Here is a 19,247-nt window from a genome sequence, read left to right as displayed (position 1 = left end):
CGGCCGGAACGTTGCGTGGCCCTTGGCTGGACCGCTTTTCCATGCACAAACGCAAAAATCCGCCCGGCCCCTTCCCGGAGCCGAGCGGATCGAACGCGGTATGGCGAAGGCCGCCGAGGCGGCCGTTCGGATCAACGCAGGGCGAAGAAGCCGACGACGTTGAGGATGATCAGCAGGAGAAGGCTGGAGAAGAAGCCGGCGCTGGTGAAGAAACCGGCAGCCATGGCGATCAGCAGCGCCACGCAGAACAGCGTGCCGTACTTGGCACCGCCGATGAAGAGATCGTAGGTCTTCTCGTGCTCGGGATAGTCCATCGGAGCACCGAGTTCGACCGGTCCGTTATGATGTTCAGCCATAGTCACCTTCTCCTAAGCAGCCGCACCCGCCAGCCGGAAAACTCCACCCGATGAGCGCCTATTCAAGGCCGGACCCATGCGGGCCGGCGATTCCCTCAAGCGCGAAAATGCGCGTCTTTCTGGCCATACACAATGGCTGCACAAAGCGCAACGGCAAGGCGCAGTCCGCCTGCCCCGCGCCATGGTTTCCGAAACGGAACGGGCCGGTTTCCCTCTGAAACCGGCCCGTCCTGCGACATCAGAACGCAAGTCTCAGCCGTAGATCCCGCCCGCGATGTCGATGCGGCTATGGGCATGGGCAAGGCGCGCCGTCGGGCGCACCGTGAGCGGGCTGAACGGCATCTCCTCGCCGCGCGCAAACAGCAGGCGCCGCTCGAAGGCTTCCGACTGGAAAAACGGAAAGCGCTTGTAGAGCGAGGAGCGCACATCCTTGCAGCGGGTCGCCATCAGCATCAGGTCGATGATGAACTTGCCCTGGTTGCTCTTCGGCGAGGCGACGAAGTCGCCGTCGAAAACGCGCCGGTAGAAGGCGGCATGCGCCGGCTTGACCATCTGCAGCACGCGGTCGGCATCGAAATAGTCCGCCGCCATCGTCGCCAGCCGCAGCGTCAGATACGGGATCGCCGGCATCTCGCTCCAGATTTCCGGATCGGCGGCCAGGCGGACCGGATCGATCAACGACATGCCTGCATCCAGGAAAGCCTTGATCTCGTCGGGAAACACTTTGCCCGAAGAGGTGACCCGGTGATCCGGCGTCACATGATGCAGGCGCACCGTCGAGATCAGCCGTTCCTCGTGATAGACGCCGAAGACATAGGCCTGGCTGTCGAAGTCAGCCTCGTCGATCAAGAGCGGCGTTTCCTCGCCCAGATGCATCACGCTGCCGGCCTTGTAGGCCTTGTAGCGGATGCGCGCGATGTCCTCCATGTCCTCGCTCGTCTCGACGCGGCGATACTCCACCTTGTCGAGCAGCCCGAGAAGCTTGTCGGAAAAACGACCGTTCGTCGTTTCCATCATGGCCATTGCCCCATACCCCGAATTCAGAAAGCCGGCCGCACCCCGCCGCCGACACCATAATCGCCGATATAGGACAATTTGTACAAAATACTATTTGTTAACTTTAATACGTGGTTAACGCTAAATTCGGAGAAACTGATATATCGTGTAGATTTATGGATTTAGCGAAGGGAAAAGCCTGGTGCGTCAGGCGACGCGGCGGCCGCGACGGCGCGGTTCGACCGGTTTGCCGCCAAGACTCTCGTACCGGTCGCGCAGGGCATCCGGCGACATCGGCGCGGCAAAGACGTAGCCCTGCACCAGATCGGCACAGCGGTACTTGTTGATGAGAGCAAGCTGTTCCTCGGTCTCCACGCCTTCCACGACGATGCGCAGGCCGAGTTCGCGCGAGAGGTTCACCGTGCCGCGCAGCAGCTTGAAGCGACGCGGATCCTCGGCGATGTTGCGCACGAAGGAGCGGTCGATCTTGATGACGTCGAGCGGCAGCTGGTCGAGATAGCTGAGGCTGGAATAGCCGGTGCCGAAATCGTCGATGGCGATGGTGATGCCGCGGGCACGCAGCTCCTGCAGGATCGCCTGAACCTTGATCGGCTCCTCCATCAGGCAGCTTTCGGTGACTTCCAGATGCAGCCGGTGCGGCGCAAGGCCCACGGCGTCGAGCGCCTGCGCGACGACCTCGATGATCGCCGAGCTGCGCAGGTCCTGTACCGAGAGATTGACGGAGACGCCCATATGCTCCGGCCAGGTCGCGCAGTCGGCGCAGGCGCGGTTGATCATGAAGCGGGTGATCTCGGAGATGATGCCCATCTCCTCGGCGACCTTGATGAAGACGTTCGGCGCGACGGGGCCGCGTTCGGGATGCGTCCAGCGCGACAGCGCCTCGCAGCATTCGATGCGTGAACCGTCCGGCACGAACATCGGCTGATAGGCCACCGACAGCGCATCCTCGGCCAGCGCCAGGCGCAGGTCGTCCTTCAGCTTCTGGCGGTCCATGTAGCGCGCGTCCATCTCCTGCTCGAAGACGGTGACGCTGCCCTTGGCACGCGACTTCGTCTCGAACAGCGCGAGGTCGGCGCGGATCTGCATCTCTTCCAGCCGGAAGTCATCGCTCGCCACCGTCACGCAGCCCGCGCTGAACGAAACGAAGAGGGTCATGCCCTCGAACTCGTAGGTGCCGCGCAGCTGGTCGTGGAAGCGCCGCATGCGATCCTCGAGATCGCGCCGGTTCGCCTCGTTCGGGAAGAACAGGATGAATTCGTCGCCCATCAGATGGCCGGCCAGCACCCGCTCGCCAGCAAGCCGGCGCAACCGCTCGGCGATGGCGCAGAGCAGCCGGTCGCCGGTCACGTGGCCCTTCATGTCGTTGACATGCTTGAAGTCGTCGACGTCGAGAACCATGAAGCCGACGGTGCCGGGCTTCTTGCGCTCGGCCAGCGCCTCCTGCACCAGATCGGCGAAATAGGTGCGGTTCGGCAGGCCGGTGAGGCTGTCGTAGCGCACCATGTGCAGGATCTTCTTTTCTGCCCGCACGCGCGCCGTCACATCCTCGAAAATCAGTACGGCACCACCATTGTCGCGCGGGGCCGCGGTGAATTCGAGATAGAGCCCGTCCGTCACCTGAACGAGCGCGCGCGAGCGCTCGCCGCGCAGCAGCTCGTCGAGCTGGCGCAGGATCGTCTTGCTCTGCTCGGCGTTGAAGAAGGTGTTGCGCACGCCGAAGCGCAGGACGACGTCGAGATGGCAATCCTTCAGACGCTCCTGGCTTCCGAGATGCAGAAGCTCGCAGGCCCGGCGATTGGCAACGAGGATGCGATGGTCCGCATCCAGCATGAACAGGCCGTGCGGCATGTTGTTGAGCGCCGTGTCGAAGCGGTCGGCGATGGTCGCAAGGTCGCGCGCGGCGAGCACGTTCTTGTAGAGAAAGGTGCGCACGCCGTTCGCCATGGTGCGCGTCGTCATCGCGAAGGGCAGGACGAGCGAGGCGAGCACGGCGTGGTAGAAATCCTGCAGGGCGAGGAAACCGACCGCGATCGGGAAGCAGGCGGAGAAGACCATGTAGTCCACCGCCCGCGGCGAGCCGTAATTGCGCCCGACGACGGAGACCATCGTGGCGAAGGTCACGGAAATGCAGGCGATCTCGGCAAAGCTGTCGCGGCTGACGATCAGACTGTAGCAGCAGGCCGTGCCCAGCGCGAGCGTCGTGCCGACGGCGCCGAGATTGTACCAGTTCTCCCAGTAACGGATGCCATCCATGCCAAGGGCGCTTTTCTCCGCCCGGTCGAAATGGCGCATGCCCTCAGCGCGCAGCGACCAGACGAGCACGACAAGCGCGCTCCAGACGAGGAAGAAAGGATCGGACGTCTTGGCGTAAACGAAGGAGAACGTGATGACATGCGAAATCATGCCCACGAAAAGGGTCTGGCGATTTCCATACAGCGAGCTGACGAACGACAGGTAGACATCAGCCGGCAGTGTGTTTTGACCCTTATCCTTCATGGACTCGGCACTCCCTATGACGTTCGAGGGTTACCGGCCAAAATTTAATGAATGATTTCGGGAAATTACCCAATAAAGAGGGTACGTTCAGGCATTATTGCACGCCTTTTCAACCAAGGGAAGCTCTCTTCAACTCAATATTGCAGAATAACAAGTTTCACGCAAAGAAACTCAACCTGCCATACATGCGTCGCGCAATTTCCTGACTCCGACGCGATAGAGTATTGCGCGAATGAAAGTGCGAGAAACTTGCATTGCAATCCTCGTTTGCAGGAGCGTGGTTAACGCCCTCCCTTCGCCAGCCCCCTCAAAACTAGCAGGGTATCGTGATGCGCGGGCGACACGGTACCGCTCAAACCCGCCTTTTTGTCGTCATTTCGCCAGAAAGGGGGAATTGACTGGCGCGGGATTTGATAGCAAATCCTCTTTTGGTATTTCTTTTTCCGGAGCCCATCATGTCGAAACCCGTCGTCGCCATTCCCGCCGACATCAGGGAAATCGAAGGCAACGTCTGGCAGGCCACCCCGAACCAGTATGTGCGCGCCGCCGTCAAGGGCGCAGACGTCACCGTCTTCCTCGTGCCGGCGCTGGAAGCCGACAACGATTTCGACGGCATCCTCGACCGGGTGGACGGGCTTCTGGTCAGCGGCTCGCGCACCAACGTGCATCCCTCGCTCTACGGCAGGGAAGCCACCGACGCCGAAGGCCCCTATGACAGGGCGCGCGACGCGACCAGCCTGCCGCTCATCGAGCGCGCGCTGGAGCGCGGCATTCCGCTGCTCGCCATCTGCCGCGGCATCCAGGAACTCAATGTGGTTCTCGGCGGCACGCTTGCCAACGAGATCCAGGACCAGCCCGGCATGTGGGACCATCGCAAGCCGGATACGCCCGTGCTGGATGTCGCCTACGGCATTCGCCAGACCGTCAAGGTCAACGAAGGCAGCTGCCTCGCCTCGGTGATCGGCGCCGGCGAGATTCAGGTCAATTCGCTGCACCGTCAGGCGATCTCCGAAAAGGCGCCGCGCCTTGCCGTGGAAGCCCTTGCCGAGGACGGCACGATCGAAGCCGTCTCGGTCATCGGCGCGAAGGCCTTCGCCGTCGGCGTGCAGTGGCATCCGGAATATTGGGTGGGTTCCGACCAGCCTTCCAACAAGCTCTTCGCCGCATTTGGTAAGGCCGTGCGGGACTATGCCGCCGCCAAGGCCGGCATTGCACAGGCGGCCGAATAGGCCGCCGTCAGTCCGCTGAAATCATCGTGACCATCGCGTCGGCGGGCTCGACGGCCTCATAGGCAAGCCCGTCGCCGTCGACGACCGTCAGGATCGCCTCGCCCTGCGCATCCGCGACGACGACCGTGCCGTCGCCATTGTTGGTCCAGGTCCGCGCCTTGGAAAGACCGGGCCAGACGCTATCGCAATCCGCTCCCGCGACGAAGCGGGCGCTGCGGCTCGAAATCGGGCTGCCGCGCTCGCCAAGGCAGGCCGTGTTCGCCACCACGTTGGAAATCGTATAGCTGTGCCCGGCCGCCCCGCGCGCGGGAATGGAGCCCGAAACCACGGGGTCCACGCCCGGGGCCTGCTGGCTCATGAAATTCCAGAGACCCAGCGACACGGCACCGGCCAGAACGGCAATCGTCAGTGTCTTCATGGCTTTTCTCCGTCGGCGACTCGATGGGAAAAGCATGCGCCTGCAAACTTGCCGAAAGGTTAACGAAGGCTTTCCGGCCCCTACCTCGTTTTTCGCGTAAAGGGTGTTTCCGGCACCGGCGTCAGCGCCGCGCCGCGATCGAACCAGGCGAAGAGATTGTCGGCGACGAGATCGGCCATGGCATTGCGCGTCACCACCGAGGCCGAGGCGACATGGGGCAGCAGCGAGACGTTCGGCAACCCCAGCAGCGCCTCCGGTACATTCGGCTCGTCGTAGAAAACATCGAGGCCCGCGGCGGCGATCACACCATCCCGCAGCACATCGGCAAGCGCCGCCTCATCGACCGTCCAGCCGCGTCCGACATTGATCAGAACGCCATCAGGCCCCAGCGCGCGCAGCACGTCCGCGTCGATGGTCTTATGGGTGTCCGCCGTCTTCGGCACGATGGCGATGAGGATATCGACCGCGCCTGCCAGTTCCAGCAGCGAGGGGTAATAGGCATAGGAGACGCCCTCGCGCGGGCGGCGGGTGTGGTAGGCGATATCGAGCCCGAACCCCTTCAGCCGCTCGGCAATCGCCTGCCCGATGCGGCCGAGGCCGTAGATCCCGGCCCGGCGGCCACGCAGGCTGAGCGGCGTCAGCGGAAAGGCGCCTTCGCGCTTCCAGCGCCCCTCGCGCAGCCAGGCTTCCGCCTGCGGAAAGCGGCGCACCGTGTTGAGCAGCAGGCCGATGGTGGTGTCGGCCACCTCATCGTTGAGGACATCGGGCGTGTTGGTGACGGCAATGCCGCGCGCGGCGGCGGCCGCGACATCGACGCCGTCATAGCCGACGCCAAAACTCGCGATGACTTCGAGCGCCGGAAGATGCTCGATCAGCGCCGCCCCGAAGGAACCGGAAACGGCCGCACCCGCGATGCTCGCGGCCTCCGAACGGGCGAGCAGCGACGGATCGGCCCGCTCGATACGCACGATGTCGAAATCGTCCCTCAGGCGATCGAGCACCCGCTCGCGGATCGTGCCGGGCACGAGAATGCGTGTCTTGGCCGCCATGGCAAAACCTCCTCTGGTCGGGTGGGCTCAGCCTTCCGGATGAGGCTTCAGCGGTCCGGTGGATTGCCGGATGCGCATTTCCGGTTTGATGAGATGAATGCCATCGGGCTCATGGCTGCCGGAAAGTTTGTCGAGCAGCGCGCGGGCGGCGTTGCGCCCGACCTCGGACTGGCCGTTCCAGACGGTGGTAAGGGCGGGCGTCGCGATCGCCGCCTCCTCCAGGTCGTCATAGCCGGTGACGGAGACGTCGCGGCCCGGCACGAGCCCGGCGCGGGCGATGCCGTTCATCAGGCCGATGGCGACGAGGTCGTTCCAGCAGACGGCAGCCGTCGGCTTCTGCGGCAGGGAAAGAAAATGCACCGCCGCCTCGAAACCGCCCTGCTTGGTGCGCGGGCCGGGAATGCGCAGGCCCGGATCGACCTCGATATTGGCCTTGCGCAGCGCATTGACATAGCCCTGGTAGCGGTCGCGGCCGGTCGATGTCTGGTCCGTGCCCCCTACCATGGCGATGGTGCGGTGGCCGAGGCCGATCAGGTGATTGGTGGCGAGCGAGATGCCGTAGCTGTCGTCGCCGCGGAAGATCGGCACGTCCAGCCCCTCGATGGAGCGCGCGATCAGGATCGCCGGCATGCCGTTGTCCTCGGCGAGCTGGATATCCTCCGGCGGCGTTCCGATGGCCGGCGACATGATGACCCCGTCGCCGCCGAGCTGCAGCAACGTCTCGACGAAGTTGCGCTGCTTCTCGACGGAATCGTAGTGGTTCGAGAGGATGAAGGTCTGCCGGTCGCGGTCCAGCTCGCTTTCGATGGATTTCAGGATTTCCGCATAGAACGGGTTCATGATGTCGTGCACGACGACGCCGATGATGCCCGAGCGGGATGTGCGAAGGCTCGCGGCCCGGCGGTTGTAGATATAGCCGAGCGCGCGCGCCTGTTCCTTGATCTTGTCGCGCGTTGCGGCAGCGACGAGCGGGCTGTCGCGGAGCGCAAGCGACACCGTCGCCGTGGAAACGCCCAGCGTCTCCGCGATGGTGGAAAGCTTGATTTTCTGTGCCACGATCCCTCCCCGACGAACGCGCAGCAACGCGGCTTTAAAACCGTTTATTTAAACAGTTTAAATGTCGTCGGCAACCGTCTTTTCGCCGTTGCGAGACGCATCCGGCAGGGCGGCATGAAGGTTCTCGTCCATTGCGCGCAACAGCTTGAGGAGATTGCGCACGTCCTTTTCGCTGAGCCCCTCGGCCGCCTGCTGTTCGCTGAGCCGGCCCGCCTCCGTGATATGCCCGACGGAAGCGCGCCCGGCTTCGGTGAGATGCACGACCGTGAGGCGCCCGTCCGTCTCGTCCGGCCTGCGCGCGACGAAGCCCTGCGCCTCCAGCCGGCCGATGGTGCGCGTCATGGTCGGGGCCTTGACGCCGAGCCGGACCGCAAGCGCGCCGGCCGTCAGCCCGCCCTCTTCCGAAAGTGCGAGGATCACCCCGTCCTGCCCGGCATAGAGGCCGGTGGCGAGCAGGTTGCGCGACAGCACGGTCCGCATGGAGCGGGCGGCACTGACGACGGCAGCGGCAAGGCCCGCGCCCGAAACGTCTTCGTGCGCCTTCTTTTTCTTGGCCTTCTTCCCGTCCTTGCCGTCCTTGTGCTTCTTGCCCATGCATCGCCTCCTGCACCGCCGCAGCATCGTCCCAGTATCGCCCTTGCATCGCGGGCTCGGCCCTGTATGACAGAGGACCAAGGCTGGCGGCAAGTAAGGATCGGAGAGACGCCATGGCGCATCCCAAGATGCGGTGGACCGAGAACGACCCCATGCTGACGCCGGAAGACCGCGCCGACTGGATCGCCGTCCTGCCGCTCGGTGCGCATGAGGGTCATGGCCCCCACCTGCCGCTGGAAACCGACACGCTGATCGCCGACGGCATCGCCGAACGGCTGATGGCCGTGCTGCCCGTTCACCTGCCCGTGACGGTCCTGCCCACCGAGTCGGTCGGCTATTCGCCCGAACATCTCGACATAGCCGGCACCCGCTCCCTTCCCTATGCCGACGCCATCGAGCGCTGGCTGCGCATTGCCGAAGACCTCCACCGCTTCGGCATCCGCAAGCTCGTGCTGCTCAACGCCCATGGCGGCAATTCGCCCTTGATGACCATCGTGGCGACGGAAGCGCGCGTGCGGCTGAACATGCTCGTCGTCGCCACCGCCTGGACCCGTTTCGGCCAGCCGGACGGCTGGATCGCGCCGGAAGACAAGGCCATCGACATCCATGGCGGCGACATCGAAACCTCCGTCATGCTCGCCCTCCATCCCGACCGGGTGAAGATGGAAAAGGCCGAGCGCTTCGGTTCGCGGCAGGCCGAGTTTGCCGCCCGTTTCGCCCATCTGCGCGCCTATGGTCCGCATGCCTTCGGCTGGAAGATGGCCGACCTCAACCCGAAGGGCGTGGCAGGCGATGCCAGCGCCGCGACGGCGGAAAAGGGCGAGCGGCTGATCGCCCATGCCATCGGCGGCCTCGTCGCCCTGCTGGAAGATGTCGCGGCCTTCGACGTGCGGACACTTGTCTAGAGCACGCTGGGGATCAGCCGAAAATCATCGGCATCGATTTGCTGCAACTTCATAATGGACTGGCTAAAAAGATATTAGTGCCGTTTAAAATCTAACCACGGATAAAGCTCCACCGTCTTATTGAGAAAACCAAAAGAGAAAAGCCACAATACAAATATAAACGACGTGGTTTTGAGGATTGATCGGTATTTTTTCGCCACCCATTCTGGACAATCTGGATGCGAAGTATTGACCTCTACAAAAAGAGGTGGAGTATACCGCAGAAACGCGTTCTCACCACCTGCTTCTTTAGCCAATTTTCGCAACTCATAAGACGAGAAGACGCTAAGAGCAAAAAGGGAAATAATCTGTAATACGTACAAAAACATAATAAAATTTGACAATTCCACCCTTTAGCTCCCGCGCTTCTCAAAGTTATTCGTCGAGCCACATTTATTTTGATCAAAATTACCTCAACTTTCAAGAGTTGGACATATGAAGCTCAGTATACGCAGGAGTGAATTTTGCAGGGTTTGATTGACTGATCGTCAATCGATGTGCGCGGCACAATTGATCCGCTGGAGTGGCAGGGCCTGGATGGGCGATGGTTTGCGGCAGCGTGCTCGTCTGCGGTATTTGCGCTCGCCCGTTCGATCTCCTATATCAGTCGCAACGACGGACGCGCGTCCCCTTCTTCGAGGTTCCCATGACCGAAACAGCTCTCCCCAAGCCCATTCCCGTCACCGTGCTCACCGGCTATCTCGGCGCCGGCAAGACGACGCTTCTCAACCGCATCCTCACCGGCAACCACGGCAAGAAATACGCCGTTATCGTCAACGAGTTCGGCGAGATCGGCATCGACAACGACCTGATCGTCGAGTCGGACGAGGAAATCTACGAAATGAACAACGGCTGCATCTGCTGCACCGTGCGCGGCGACCTGATCCGCGTGGTGGAAGGCCTGATGCGCCGCCCCGGCCGCTTCGACGCCATCATCGTGGAAACGACGGGCCTCGCCGATCCGGTGCCGGTCGCCCAGACCTTCTTCATGGACGACGACGTTCGCCAGAAGACCGAACTCGACGCCGTCGTCGCGCTCGTCGATGCCAAGCACCTGCCGCTGCGCCTGAAGGACAGCCGCGAGGCTGAAGACCAGATCGCCTTCGCCGACGTCGTGCTCGTCAACAAGGCCGACCTCGTCTCTCCCGAGGAGCTGGCGACGATCGAAGCGACCGTGCGCGCCATCAATCCCTCGGCCCGCATCCACCGCACGACCCGCTCGGAGATCGACCTCACCAAGGTTCTCGACCAAGGGGCCTTCAACCTGGAACGGGCGCTGGAAAACGATCCGCACTTCCTCGACCACGATCACCCGGACCATGTCTGCGGCCCGGATTGCGGCCATGACCACCATCATCATGGTCACGACCACGATCACCACCATCATGATCATGATCATGATCATGATCACGACCATCACCACCACGATCACGATCATGGCCACCATCACCACGACCACGGTGTCTCGCCGATCCATGACGTGACGGTGCAGTCGATCTCGCTGCGCGGCGGCGAGATGAACCCGGACCGCTTCTTCCCCTGGATCCAGAAGATTACCCAGACGGACGGCCCGAACATCCTGCGCCTCAAGGGCATCATCGCCTTTGCCGGCGACGACGAGCGCTACGTCGTGCAGGGCGTGCACATGATCGTCGAAGGCGATCACCAGCGCGCCTGGAAGGACGGCGAGAAGCGTGAAAGCCGCCTCGTCTTCATCGGTCGCGATCTCGACCGTGAGAAGATCGAACGTACGTTCAAGGCCTGCGAGGCGCAAAACAACTGATGCCGACAGTCGCGCCTCTCGATCTCGACGGCCACGTCGTCGCGGCCGCCTTCCTCGGCGACGTGCCGTTCTTCGCCACCGCCTCCGGCGCCGTCCATCGCCTCGATCATGGCCAGAAGGTCACCGAGGCGCATGACGGCCTGCTCGCCTGTATCCGCGACGAGGCGACCGACACGCTGATCACCGGCGGTGAAGACGGCAAGGTGCAGCGCATTGCCGCCGACGGCACCGCCACGCTGGTTGCCGAAGTGCCGCGCAAGTGGATCTCCGTCGTCGCCGCCGGTCCGCAGGGTGCGGTGGGCTTTGCCGAGGGCCGGACGGCGCGCGTGCGCCTCGCGGACGGCACGATCAAGGAATTCACCGAGGCCCGCTCGGTCGAAGGCATCGCCTTCGCGCCGAAGGGCCTGCGCCTCGGCGCCGCCCGCTACAACGGCGCGTCGCTGCATTGGGTGGCGACGGCCGCCCAGCCGGTCGATCTGGAATGGAAGGGCGCCCATACCGGCATCACCTTCTCGCCGGATGGGCGCTTCGTCGTCACCAGCATGCAGGAAAACGCCCTGCACGGCTGGAAGCTCGACACCAAGCCCGGCGCGGAAACCCGCCACATGCGCATGACTGGCTACCCCACGAAGGTGAAGTCGCTCTCCTGGTCCGCCAAGGGCAAGTGGCTGGCCTCTTCCGGTGCACCGGCCGCCATCGTCTGGCCCTTCTCGGCCAAGGACGGCCCGATGGGCAAGCCGCCGCTGGAGCTCGGCACCCGCGCCGACGTCATGGTGACCTCCGTCGCCTGCCATCCGGCCGAGGACGTCGTCGCCATCGGCTATTCCGACGGCATGGTGCTCGCCGCCCGCTTCGCCGACAGCCGCGAAGTGCTGCTACGCCGCCCCGGCAAGGGCGCCGTCACGTCCATGGCCTGGAGCCGCAACGGCAAGCTGCTCGCCTTCGCCAGCGAAGCCGGCGATTCCGGCGTGATCGATCTGGCGGGATAGGAGATCGTCGTGGCGCACCTGGCGAGCCTTTCTGTGCTTTCCACGGCCGCACGGCCCGAAGGAACCGTCTGGCGCGCCATCCGCACCGCGGCCGAGGCGCTTGCCGCCGCGCAGCCGCTTCTACGTGACCTCCTGCTCCCGGTCCTGAAGGCCGCGACCGGCCGCCAGATGCTGATCGGCACGCTGGCCGCCCGCCTCGCCCATCGTCCGGGCGACAGGGCGCTCGCCGCGCAGATCCTTTCGTCGGTCGAAGACGCCGCGCTTCTCGCCGAAACGGAAGCTGACATCGCCGCGATCGTCTCGCGCGATCCGGCCAATCCCGATCCGCTGACCATTCTTCTCAATCTCAAGGGTTTCCAGGCCCTGCAGGTCCATCGCTTCGCCCATCGCCTCTGGCAGGCGGGGCGGATGGAGGCAGCCCGCTGGCTCTCCTCGCAGGCCTCCCTCGTCTTCGGCCTCGACATCCATCCCGGCGCACGCCTTGGGCAGGGCATCATGCTCGACCACGGCTCGGGCATCGTGATCGGCGAGACGACTGTCATCGAGGACGACATCTCCATCCTCCAGCAGGTGACGCTCGGCGGTACCGGCCGCGACAAGGGCGACCGCCATCCGAAGATCCGCCGCGGCGTCCTCATCGGCGCCGGCGCCAAGATCCTCGGCAATATCGACGTCGGCGCTTACAGCAAGGTCGCCGCGGGCAGCGTCGTCCTGGACCCTGTCCCGCCGCACAGCACCGTCGCCGGCGTGCCCGCCAGGGTCGTCCGCCACCACGCCGCCGAGGAACGCCCGGCCGCGACCATGAACCAGCAGATCGACTGACAATCCCCCGCCATCGCGGCCCGCCAGCTTGAAGCAAGCCTGTGTCTCTACACGTCCGGCGGGTAGCCTGGGTCACGACGGCTGCGTGCTTCCCGGGGACAATCTCGCCTGTGGCCGAGATCGAATGCACGCTTATCCGATCCCGCAAAGCCGAGCGCCATCAAATCGGCCGGCTCCGGGCATCAGCAAAGGACGTTTCGGATGATTGAGAAATACGACTATTATGCCAGCATCTCGAGCTCGGTTGAGCGCGCGATGGAGACGATCCGCAACCTGCCCTTCGCAAAGTGCTACGACGTCGACTACATCGAAAAGGAGCTGGTCCTCGAACTCGGCCTCAACGACGAATCCCTGCACGAGCAGCCCGGCGAACTCGCCCCCTATTTCGGCAAGGGCCTGCATCTGTGGCAGTACCCGTCGCAGCTTGCCAACTACCTCGTCTGGCTGACGCATAACGGGCGCGAGGTCCGTAACTACACGGAAATCGGCTGCCGCTGGGGCGGCACCTTCATCCTCGTCAACGAATGGCTGAAGAAGATCGGCGCCCCGCTGGAATTCTCCCTCGCCATCGATCCGATCAAGCCGACGCCGTTCATCGAGAAGTATCGCGAGCTCTCCTCCACGCCGGTGCACTATATCGAGGACTACTCGACCTCACCGAAGGTCGCGGAATATCTGCGCACCTTCAAGCCGGACATGGTCTTCATCGACGGCGACCATTCGCTGCAGGGCGTGATGAACGACCATCTTCTGGTGCGCAAGACCGCAAACATCATCGTGCACCACGACGTCTCCTCGCAGGCCTGCATCGCCACGACGATCTTCTGGAACTACCTCAAGCAGGCCGAGACCGATTTCGACGCCTGGGATTTCGTCCAGCAATACGACTCCGTCGAGGGCAGCTTCCTCGGCATCGGCGCCCTGAAGCGCAAGTAACGCCGTCCTTCAGACGGAAAACCCGGGAGAGCAATGCTCTCCCGGGTCCACTGACCACGGGGACGGGGCGGGGGGAGGCGCGGTCAGTGTTTACGCTTCTTGCAGCCGCAGTCGCTGCCGCCGCCACCCAGGATGCCAAGAACGTTGCCGTTGAGCACGCCCGACAGGGTGCCGTTCAGATTGTTGTTGAGCACACCATTCAGAATGTTGTTGCCATCGTTGTCGCTGAGGATGTTGCCGACGCCAACGCCAACACTCGGGGCAATCACGATGCCGCCGGTCTTCGTCTTGTTGCCGTTCAGAATGCCGAGGCCGCCGAGAAGGCCGCCAGCGGAAGCCTGACCTGCGCCAGCGAGGGCGATCACGGTTGCGATGGCGATGATGCGGGTCTTGTTCATGCTCTCTCTCCTTTGGTTGTGCACCTCGTTGGTACACAATCGAAGGTAATATAAGCGCCGATTTACTCAACCCGATTTGCCATATATAGCAAAGAGTTAACCATAACATAGACAAGTTTAACGAGTCCGAACCGAATACAACTTTCAATATAGAAAATTGCATTTCAAGGGTGAAACTCAACCATTGAGAGAAATTTTAACCATGCAACTCTAGGATTCTGCTCCAGAAACGGACAGGGCAGATTCCGATGCGTTCTCTTCATGGTGTGTTCTGCGTGGCCTTCGCGCTGGCGATTCACAACCCGGCAAAAGCCGGTTCAACCATCGATTACAGCGCCGGTGGCGGCTGGACCTCGAATATTTTCAAGGACCCGACCCAGCTTCGGGCCTCTTTCAGCGAGGTCAAGCTCGGTCTGCGCGGCAGTTTCGACCTGGAAGACTCGCAATTCGCCTATGGGCTGACCGTGAGCGGCCGGCGTGTTCCGCGCTACCGCTTCGTCGATGAGCGCAAGGTCGGTCTGGAAGCCGGCTATATCGTCGATCTCAGCGAGACCATCAAGCTCACGCTCAAGGGCGGCATCGAGCACCGGCGGGACGGTGACCTGTTCCTCGCCCTGCCCGGCCTGACGATCGGTTACAGCAAGGAGGACATCGCCGCGGCGGCCAGCGCCGGCATCACCGTGGAACAGGGCGGCGGCAAGAGCCACGCGACCGTCGCGCTTGCCAACCTCAACCGCGGAGAAGCCGATTTCACCCTGGCGGGACTGCCGCGCACGAAGCTGGAGGCCGGCAACCGGCTCCTGGACCTGACCGGCGGCCATATCCGCCCGCTTCTCGGCGGCGAGGTCGGCGTGACACTGCAATACCGGACCAACCACATTCCCGCCGACGAACAGGCGCTCGAGCGTTTCCCGGCCAGGACGCTGCGCGGTTCGCTCGCCTATGGCCGCGCCTTCGGCAACGGCATCACGCTGATGGCCGAAGCGGGTATTGTCCGCGTCGCCAGTTCCGACCTCGGCAAGTCAGTCGATCCCACCCGCCCCTTCCTGAAGGCCGAACTCGCCTGGCAACTTCCCGCGGACACCGTGTTCAAGGCGACGCTGTCGCGCGACATCCAGCTTGCCGATATCGACGATCCGCTCGGCGAGGACGTGCGCACGGTCGGCCTGTCACTGGAAAAGGCGCTGACGGAAAAGCTGAAGCTCGCCCTCGCCTTCGAGCAGGCCTATAGCGACTGGCTCTACTACGATTACCGCACCCGCACGACGAGCACCGTGGCGACGCTGAGCTACACGCTGGCGAAGGGTGCGGCGCTGGCGCTGGAATACAGCCATCTCGTCCGCCGCGAAACGGACAAGGCCGCCGACTTCAAGGTCGACGGCCTTGCGGCGCGTTTCTCGGGTTCGTTTTGAACCTTACCATTCCAGTTCCAGATGCGGGCGGCCGTTCGAGGTCTTTTCCGCCGTCCGGCCCGTCTCGTCCACCGTGCAATGAATGCGCTGGCGGAAGGCGGAGAAGCTGTCGAAGGTCACCACATCCACCGGCTCGTCGAAATGCAGGGTCATCCGGTAGCGGCCGGGCTGGCTGGACAGGGCCTGCACACCCAGCACCTGCGCATCGAAGAGCTGGCCGAGATAATGACCGCGCACGCGCGAGCCGAGCATCCACGGATTGAAGGCCGGCCTGTTGCCGGCAGCCGCATGCAAGGTGTTCCAGTCGCGATAGCCGTATTGGGCGGCGATGAGTTCGAGCGCGCGGGAATGGGAAAGGGGCTGTCCCTCATCGGAAAAGCGCGCGCGCAGCCGCTTTGCCTGGTCCTTCAGGGCATCGAGGGATGGTAGGGGCGTCGGTGATGGACGCATGTCGGATCTCCAGTCATGGCATGCGTCATTTCGGAGGGGGCCCGCATTGCCACCGGTTCGCATGCGTGATGCTGGAAGACCGATTATTCTGGGAGAGACTTCACCAAAGCTTGCGCTCGCGGACGGCAGGGGCTCTCACCCTTGACCCGCACATAAGCATTCGCCGCGCCGATGTCAAATCGCCGTGCTTCGGCCCCTTGCATCCCGGCGGCAGGCATGGGAGCAATTCGGCCGGGAGGAACCGCCATGACGCTCGCCATCTTGCTTGCCTTCGCCGCCGTCGCCTTTATCGGCATCGCCACCCCCGGCCCCACCGTTCTGCTCGCCCTGACCAACGGCTCGCGTTATGGCCTGCGCCGTGCCCTGCCTGGCATGCTCGGCGCCGTGCTCTCGGATTTTGTCCTGATCGGCGCCGTCGCGCTCGGCCTCGGCGCGCTGCTGGCCGCTTCGGAATTCTGGTTCAGCGTGGTCAAGTGGCTGGGCGTCGGCTATCTCGCCTTCATCGGCATCCAGATGCTCCGCTCCACCGGTTCCCTCGGCAATGCGCTGAACGATGCGCCGGCCAGCATCGGCACGCCGCGCGCCATCTTCGCCAAGAGCCTCCTCGTCGCCGTCACGAACCCGAAGGGCTATCTCTTCTTTTCCGCGTTCCTGCCCCAGTTCATCAACCCGGCAGCGCCGCAGGCACAGCAATATCTGCTGCTCGCCCTGGTTTTCGCGGCAATCGACTTCCTCGTGATGCTTGGCTACGCGGCGCTGGGCTCGCAGGCCATCCGCCTGCTCCGCCAGTCGGGCGCCCGCTGGCTCGACCGCATCTGCGGCGGCGCATTGCTGGCGCTTGCCGGCTCCCTCGCCTTCTATCGCCGCGCGGCGAACTGATCCGGCCGGGACCTTGCCAGGCAAGGTTCCGGTGGGTGCTCCGATAGGTGTGGGCCGTCAGGCCGCCTTGCGCAGATCCGCCGCAAGGCGGCGACCGCTGGCGACGAGCATGCCCGCGGCGCCGTCAAGCCAGCCGTCCTTCAACTCCAGCGCCAGGAAACGGCGACGCTCGAAGGGACCGGGCATGACGAGGTGCTGCGCCTTGTCGGCGAAGAAGCCGAAGCGCTCGTAATATTCGGGATCGCCGACGAGCAGCACCACGCCATGGTCACGATCACGCGCCTCGGTGATCGCCGCGCGCATCAGCGCGCCGCCAATGCCCTTGCCCTCGTGCTGGCAATCGACGGCCAGCGGGCCGAGCAGCAGGGCCGGAACGGCATTGCCGTCGGAATCGACGCCCGCCTCGACATTCCACAGCCGAACCGTGCCGATGACATGACCGTCCGCATCGCGGGCGACGAGCGCGAGGCCCTCGGCCGGCAGGCGATTGCGGCGCAGCTTTTCCGAGGATTTGCGGAAGCGGGCTTCGCCCATGACGCGGTCGAGCAGGCGCTCGCGCGCAACGATATCGCCGGCATTTTCCCGGTCGATGGTGAAGGCGGCATGCGCGAAGAACGCGCGGACAGAGTCAAGAACAGTGGCCATCTCTGGGCCTCCCGCACGGCATGCCGCGCCCGGCGCGCCGAGCGGAACATGCCAAAGTTGAGGGTCCGGAGCCGCAGGGCGTCTCCAGAGACCGCTTCGTGAATTGTGAAGATTGGCGCTCCCGCAGGGACGGGAGCGCCGGGTGGTCAGATGACGTAGGCCTTGAGCGGTTCGAAGCCGTTGAAGGCGACGGCCGAATAGGTCGTCGTATAGGCGCCCGTGCCTTCGATCAGAACGTCGTCGCCGATCGAGAGCGTGACCGGCAGCGGATACATGTTCTTCTCATAGAGCACGTCGGCCGAATCGCAGGTCGGGCCGGCGAGCACGCAGGGCTCCATCTCGTCCTGATCGCGCGCCGTGCGGATCGGGTAGCGGATCGCCTCGTCCATCGTCTCGGCGAGACCGCCGAACTTGCCGATGTCGAGGAAGACCCAGCGGTGGTTGTCGTTGTCCGACTTCTTCGAGACGAGAACGACTTCCGCCTTGATGACACCCGCATTGCCGACCATGCCGCGGCCCGGCTCGATGATGGTTTCCGGGATCTGGTTGCCGAAGTGCTTCTTCAGCGCGCCGAAGATCGCCTTGCCATAGGCTTCGGCCGACGGCACGTCGCGCAGGTACTTCGTCGGGAAGCCACCGCCCATGTTGACCATCTTCAGCTCGATGCCCTGCTTCTTCAGCTGCACGAAGACGCGCTTGGCATCGGCAAGGGCCGAATCCCAGGCGTCGAGCTTCGTCATCTGCGAACCGACATGGAACGAGACGCCGTAGGAGGCAAGGCCCAGCTGGTGCGCGTAGACGAGCACGTCGACGGCCATCTGCGGCACGCAGCCGAACTTGCGCGACAGCGGCCACTCGGCGCCTTCGCCATCCGTGAGGACGCGGCAGAACACGCGGGCGCCGGGGGCGGCGCGGGCGATCTTCTCGACTTCCTCATGGCTGTCGACGGCGAAGAGGGAGACCCCGAGCACATGGGCGCGGGCGATGTCGCGCTCCTTCTTGATCGTGTTGCCGAACGAAATGCGGCTCGCGGTCGCGCCGGCATCGAGCGCCATTTCGATTTCGGCGACGGACGCGCAATCGAAGTTGGAGCCCATGCTGGCGAGAAGGCGCAGGATTTCCGGCGCCGGATTGGCCTTGACGGCATAGTAGATCGCGCTGTCGGGCAGCGCATGGCGGAAGGCCTTGAAGTTGTCGCGCACGACATCGAGATCGACCACGAGGCACGGGCCGTCGGGACGTCGGGTGTTCAGAAAGTCGATAATACGTGCAGAAGCCATCTCGGTATTCCCCATATCCAGGTTGCTCCGGGGAAACCCCAGAGGACAAAGGGCAGATGCGGGAATGCTCTGGAACCAGCCGGTGGAGACCCCGGAACCAAGCATGCGCAACTGCGCGAACGGTGAACCGAAGCCCGCCTAGGCTTCAATTCGCTTTGTCTGCCATGGATTGGTGGGAGAACCCGACCGCACGTCCGGCAATGAAGGTGTGCCTCTTCAGTAACCCCGGCTGATGGAAAGCCGGCAGACACCAGAAAGGCCCGCACCGTCGTTGCTTCAAGATGTCCTCGCATTTCCCGGTTGGCCGGAATAGCGACTGGAGCGGTTAGTTCCAGGTACCTTACCGATGATCCTCACCAAATCGAGGGTCGGCGGACACCCACAGGCACGTGCGACTTTGGGCAAGCCGGGAGATAAGAAGAATCGCTGTCGTAATCAAGAGGTTTTTTGCGGCCTGCTATTGAAAATATTGCAGCAGCCACGACATTCGCCGG

19 protein-coding genes are annotated in these 19,247 nt (G+C 63.6%); 8 read left to right on the top strand and 11 right to left on the bottom strand.

Annotation, left to right across the window (positions count from 1 at the left end):
- Nucleotides 1-131: 131 nt before the first annotated feature.
- From V8U06_RS07110 to V8U06_RS07100, 3 genes are all read right to left on the bottom strand, one after another.
- A complete protein-coding gene (locus V8U06_RS07110) occupies nucleotides 132-356 on the bottom strand; it encodes an aa3-type cytochrome c oxidase subunit IV (RefSeq protein WP_226917862.1) in 225 nt (74 codons plus the stop codon).
- Nucleotides 357-608: 252 nt separating this feature from the next.
- The gene (locus tag V8U06_RS07105; protein ID WP_427140075.1) at nucleotides 609-1,379 is read right to left on the bottom strand and encodes an N-acyl amino acid synthase FeeM domain-containing protein; all 771 of its coding nucleotides are present in this window, start codon (nucleotides 1,377-1,379) and stop codon (nucleotides 609-611) included.
- 180 nt (nucleotides 1,380-1,559) lie between these two features.
- A complete protein-coding gene (locus V8U06_RS07100) occupies nucleotides 1,560-3,869 on the bottom strand; it encodes a putative bifunctional diguanylate cyclase/phosphodiesterase (RefSeq protein ID WP_427140074.1) in 2,310 nt (769 codons plus the stop codon).
- A gap of 455 nt (nucleotides 3,870-4,324) precedes the next feature.
- On the opposite strand from V8U06_RS07100, the gene V8U06_RS07095 reads away from it, so the two are divergent.
- A complete protein-coding gene (locus tag V8U06_RS07095) occupies nucleotides 4,325-5,098 on the top strand; it encodes a gamma-glutamyl-gamma-aminobutyrate hydrolase family protein (RefSeq protein WP_427140073.1) in 774 nt (257 codons plus the stop codon).
- 7 nt (nucleotides 5,099-5,105) lie between these two features.
- Here the strand turns inward: V8U06_RS07095 and V8U06_RS07090 are convergent, their stop codons facing one another.
- From V8U06_RS07090 to V8U06_RS07075, 4 genes are all read right to left on the bottom strand, one after another.
- Nucleotides 5,106-5,516, bottom strand: coding sequence for a hypothetical protein (locus tag V8U06_RS07090; RefSeq protein ID WP_427140072.1), 411 nt, complete (start codon nucleotides 5,514-5,516; stop codon nucleotides 5,106-5,108).
- 80 nt (nucleotides 5,517-5,596) lie between these two features.
- Complete coding sequence (locus tag V8U06_RS07085; protein WP_427140071.1) at nucleotides 5,597-6,565, bottom strand: 2-hydroxyacid dehydrogenase; 969 nt, start codon at nucleotides 6,563-6,565, stop codon at nucleotides 5,597-5,599.
- Nucleotides 6,566-6,592: 27 nt separating this feature from the next.
- Entirely contained in the window at nucleotides 6,593-7,621 is a 1,029-nt protein-coding gene (locus V8U06_RS07080; RefSeq protein ID WP_226917857.1) for a LacI family DNA-binding transcriptional regulator, read from the bottom strand.
- A 57-nt stretch (nucleotides 7,622-7,678) separates the two neighbouring features.
- Nucleotides 7,679-8,215: a MarR family winged helix-turn-helix transcriptional regulator gene (locus V8U06_RS07075; RefSeq protein ID WP_226917856.1), complete on the bottom strand. Its 537-nt coding sequence runs from the start codon at nucleotides 8,213-8,215 to the stop codon at nucleotides 7,679-7,681.
- A gap of 113 nt (nucleotides 8,216-8,328) precedes the next feature.
- Between V8U06_RS07075 and V8U06_RS07070 the strand changes: the two genes are divergently transcribed.
- The 5 genes from V8U06_RS07070 to V8U06_RS07050 all read left to right on the top strand — a co-directional run bounded on the left by V8U06_RS07070 (nucleotide 8,329) and on the right by V8U06_RS07050 (nucleotide 13,689).
- Nucleotides 8,329-9,120, top strand: coding sequence for a creatininase family protein (locus tag V8U06_RS07070; protein ID WP_427140070.1), 792 nt, complete (start codon nucleotides 8,329-8,331; stop codon nucleotides 9,118-9,120).
- 685 nt (nucleotides 9,121-9,805) lie between these two features.
- Nucleotides 9,806-10,942: a CobW family GTP-binding protein gene (locus V8U06_RS07065; RefSeq protein ID WP_427140069.1), complete on the top strand. Its 1,137-nt coding sequence runs from the start codon at nucleotides 9,806-9,808 to the stop codon at nucleotides 10,940-10,942.
- On the top strand, nucleotides 10,942-11,931 hold the full coding sequence (locus V8U06_RS07060) for a WD40 repeat domain-containing protein (RefSeq protein WP_427140068.1): 990 nt from the start codon (nucleotides 10,942-10,944) through the stop codon (nucleotides 11,929-11,931). Before V8U06_RS07065 ends, V8U06_RS07060 begins: the two co-directional genes overlap by 1 nt.
- A 9-nt stretch (nucleotides 11,932-11,940) precedes the next feature.
- Nucleotides 11,941-12,753 carry a serine O-acetyltransferase gene (gene cysE / locus V8U06_RS07055; RefSeq protein ID WP_427140067.1) on the top strand — a complete coding sequence of 271 codons (813 nt, stop codon included), beginning with the start codon at nucleotides 11,941-11,943 and terminating at the stop codon, nucleotides 12,751-12,753.
- Between the two features lie 201 nt (nucleotides 12,754-12,954).
- Entirely contained in the window at nucleotides 12,955-13,689 is a 735-nt protein-coding gene (locus tag V8U06_RS07050) for a hypothetical protein (RefSeq protein WP_226917851.1), read from the top strand.
- Nucleotides 13,690-13,772: 83 nt separating this feature from the next.
- Here the strand turns inward: V8U06_RS07050 and V8U06_RS07045 are convergent, their stop codons facing one another.
- The gene (locus tag V8U06_RS07045; protein ID WP_226917850.1) at nucleotides 13,773-14,087 is read right to left on the bottom strand and encodes a hypothetical protein; all 315 of its coding nucleotides are present in this window, start codon (nucleotides 14,085-14,087) and stop codon (nucleotides 13,773-13,775) included.
- Nucleotides 14,088-14,335: 248 nt separating this feature from the next.
- Between V8U06_RS07045 and V8U06_RS07040 the strand changes: the two genes are divergently transcribed.
- The gene (locus V8U06_RS07040) at nucleotides 14,336-15,499 is read left to right on the top strand and encodes an outer membrane beta-barrel protein (protein WP_427140066.1); all 1,164 of its coding nucleotides are present in this window, start codon (nucleotides 14,336-14,338) and stop codon (nucleotides 15,497-15,499) included.
- 3 nt (nucleotides 15,500-15,502) lie between these two features.
- Here the strand turns inward: V8U06_RS07040 and V8U06_RS07035 are convergent, their stop codons facing one another.
- Nucleotides 15,503-15,949, bottom strand: a complete 447-nt coding sequence (locus tag V8U06_RS07035) for a glyoxalase superfamily protein (protein ID WP_427140364.1) — start codon at nucleotides 15,947-15,949, stop codon at nucleotides 15,503-15,505.
- Between the two features lie 246 nt (nucleotides 15,950-16,195).
- Here V8U06_RS07035 and V8U06_RS07030 point away from each other — a divergent pair, with 246 nt between their 5' ends.
- The gene (locus tag V8U06_RS07030) at nucleotides 16,196-16,828 is read left to right on the top strand and encodes a LysE family translocator (RefSeq protein ID WP_427140065.1); all 633 of its coding nucleotides are present in this window, start codon (nucleotides 16,196-16,198) and stop codon (nucleotides 16,826-16,828) included.
- 57 nt (nucleotides 16,829-16,885) lie between these two features.
- Here the strand turns inward: V8U06_RS07030 and V8U06_RS07025 are convergent, their stop codons facing one another.
- Complete coding sequence (locus V8U06_RS07025) at nucleotides 16,886-17,473, bottom strand: GNAT family N-acetyltransferase (protein WP_427140064.1); 588 nt, start codon at nucleotides 17,471-17,473, stop codon at nucleotides 16,886-16,888.
- 146 nt (nucleotides 17,474-17,619) lie between these two features.
- Nucleotides 17,620-18,753, bottom strand: a complete 1,134-nt coding sequence (gene odc2 / locus V8U06_RS07020; RefSeq protein WP_427140063.1) for an ornithine/lysine decarboxylase — start codon at nucleotides 18,751-18,753, stop codon at nucleotides 17,620-17,622.
- Between the last annotated feature and the right edge of the window lie 494 nt (nucleotides 18,754-19,247).

The sequence above is a fragment of the Shinella sp. G-2 genome (assembly GCF_050172695.1).
Classification (GTDB): domain Bacteria; phylum Pseudomonadota; class Alphaproteobacteria; order Rhizobiales; family Rhizobiaceae; genus Shinella.
Note: the sequence above shows the minus strand (reverse complement) of the source record. Positions and strands in the feature narration are given on the sequence as shown.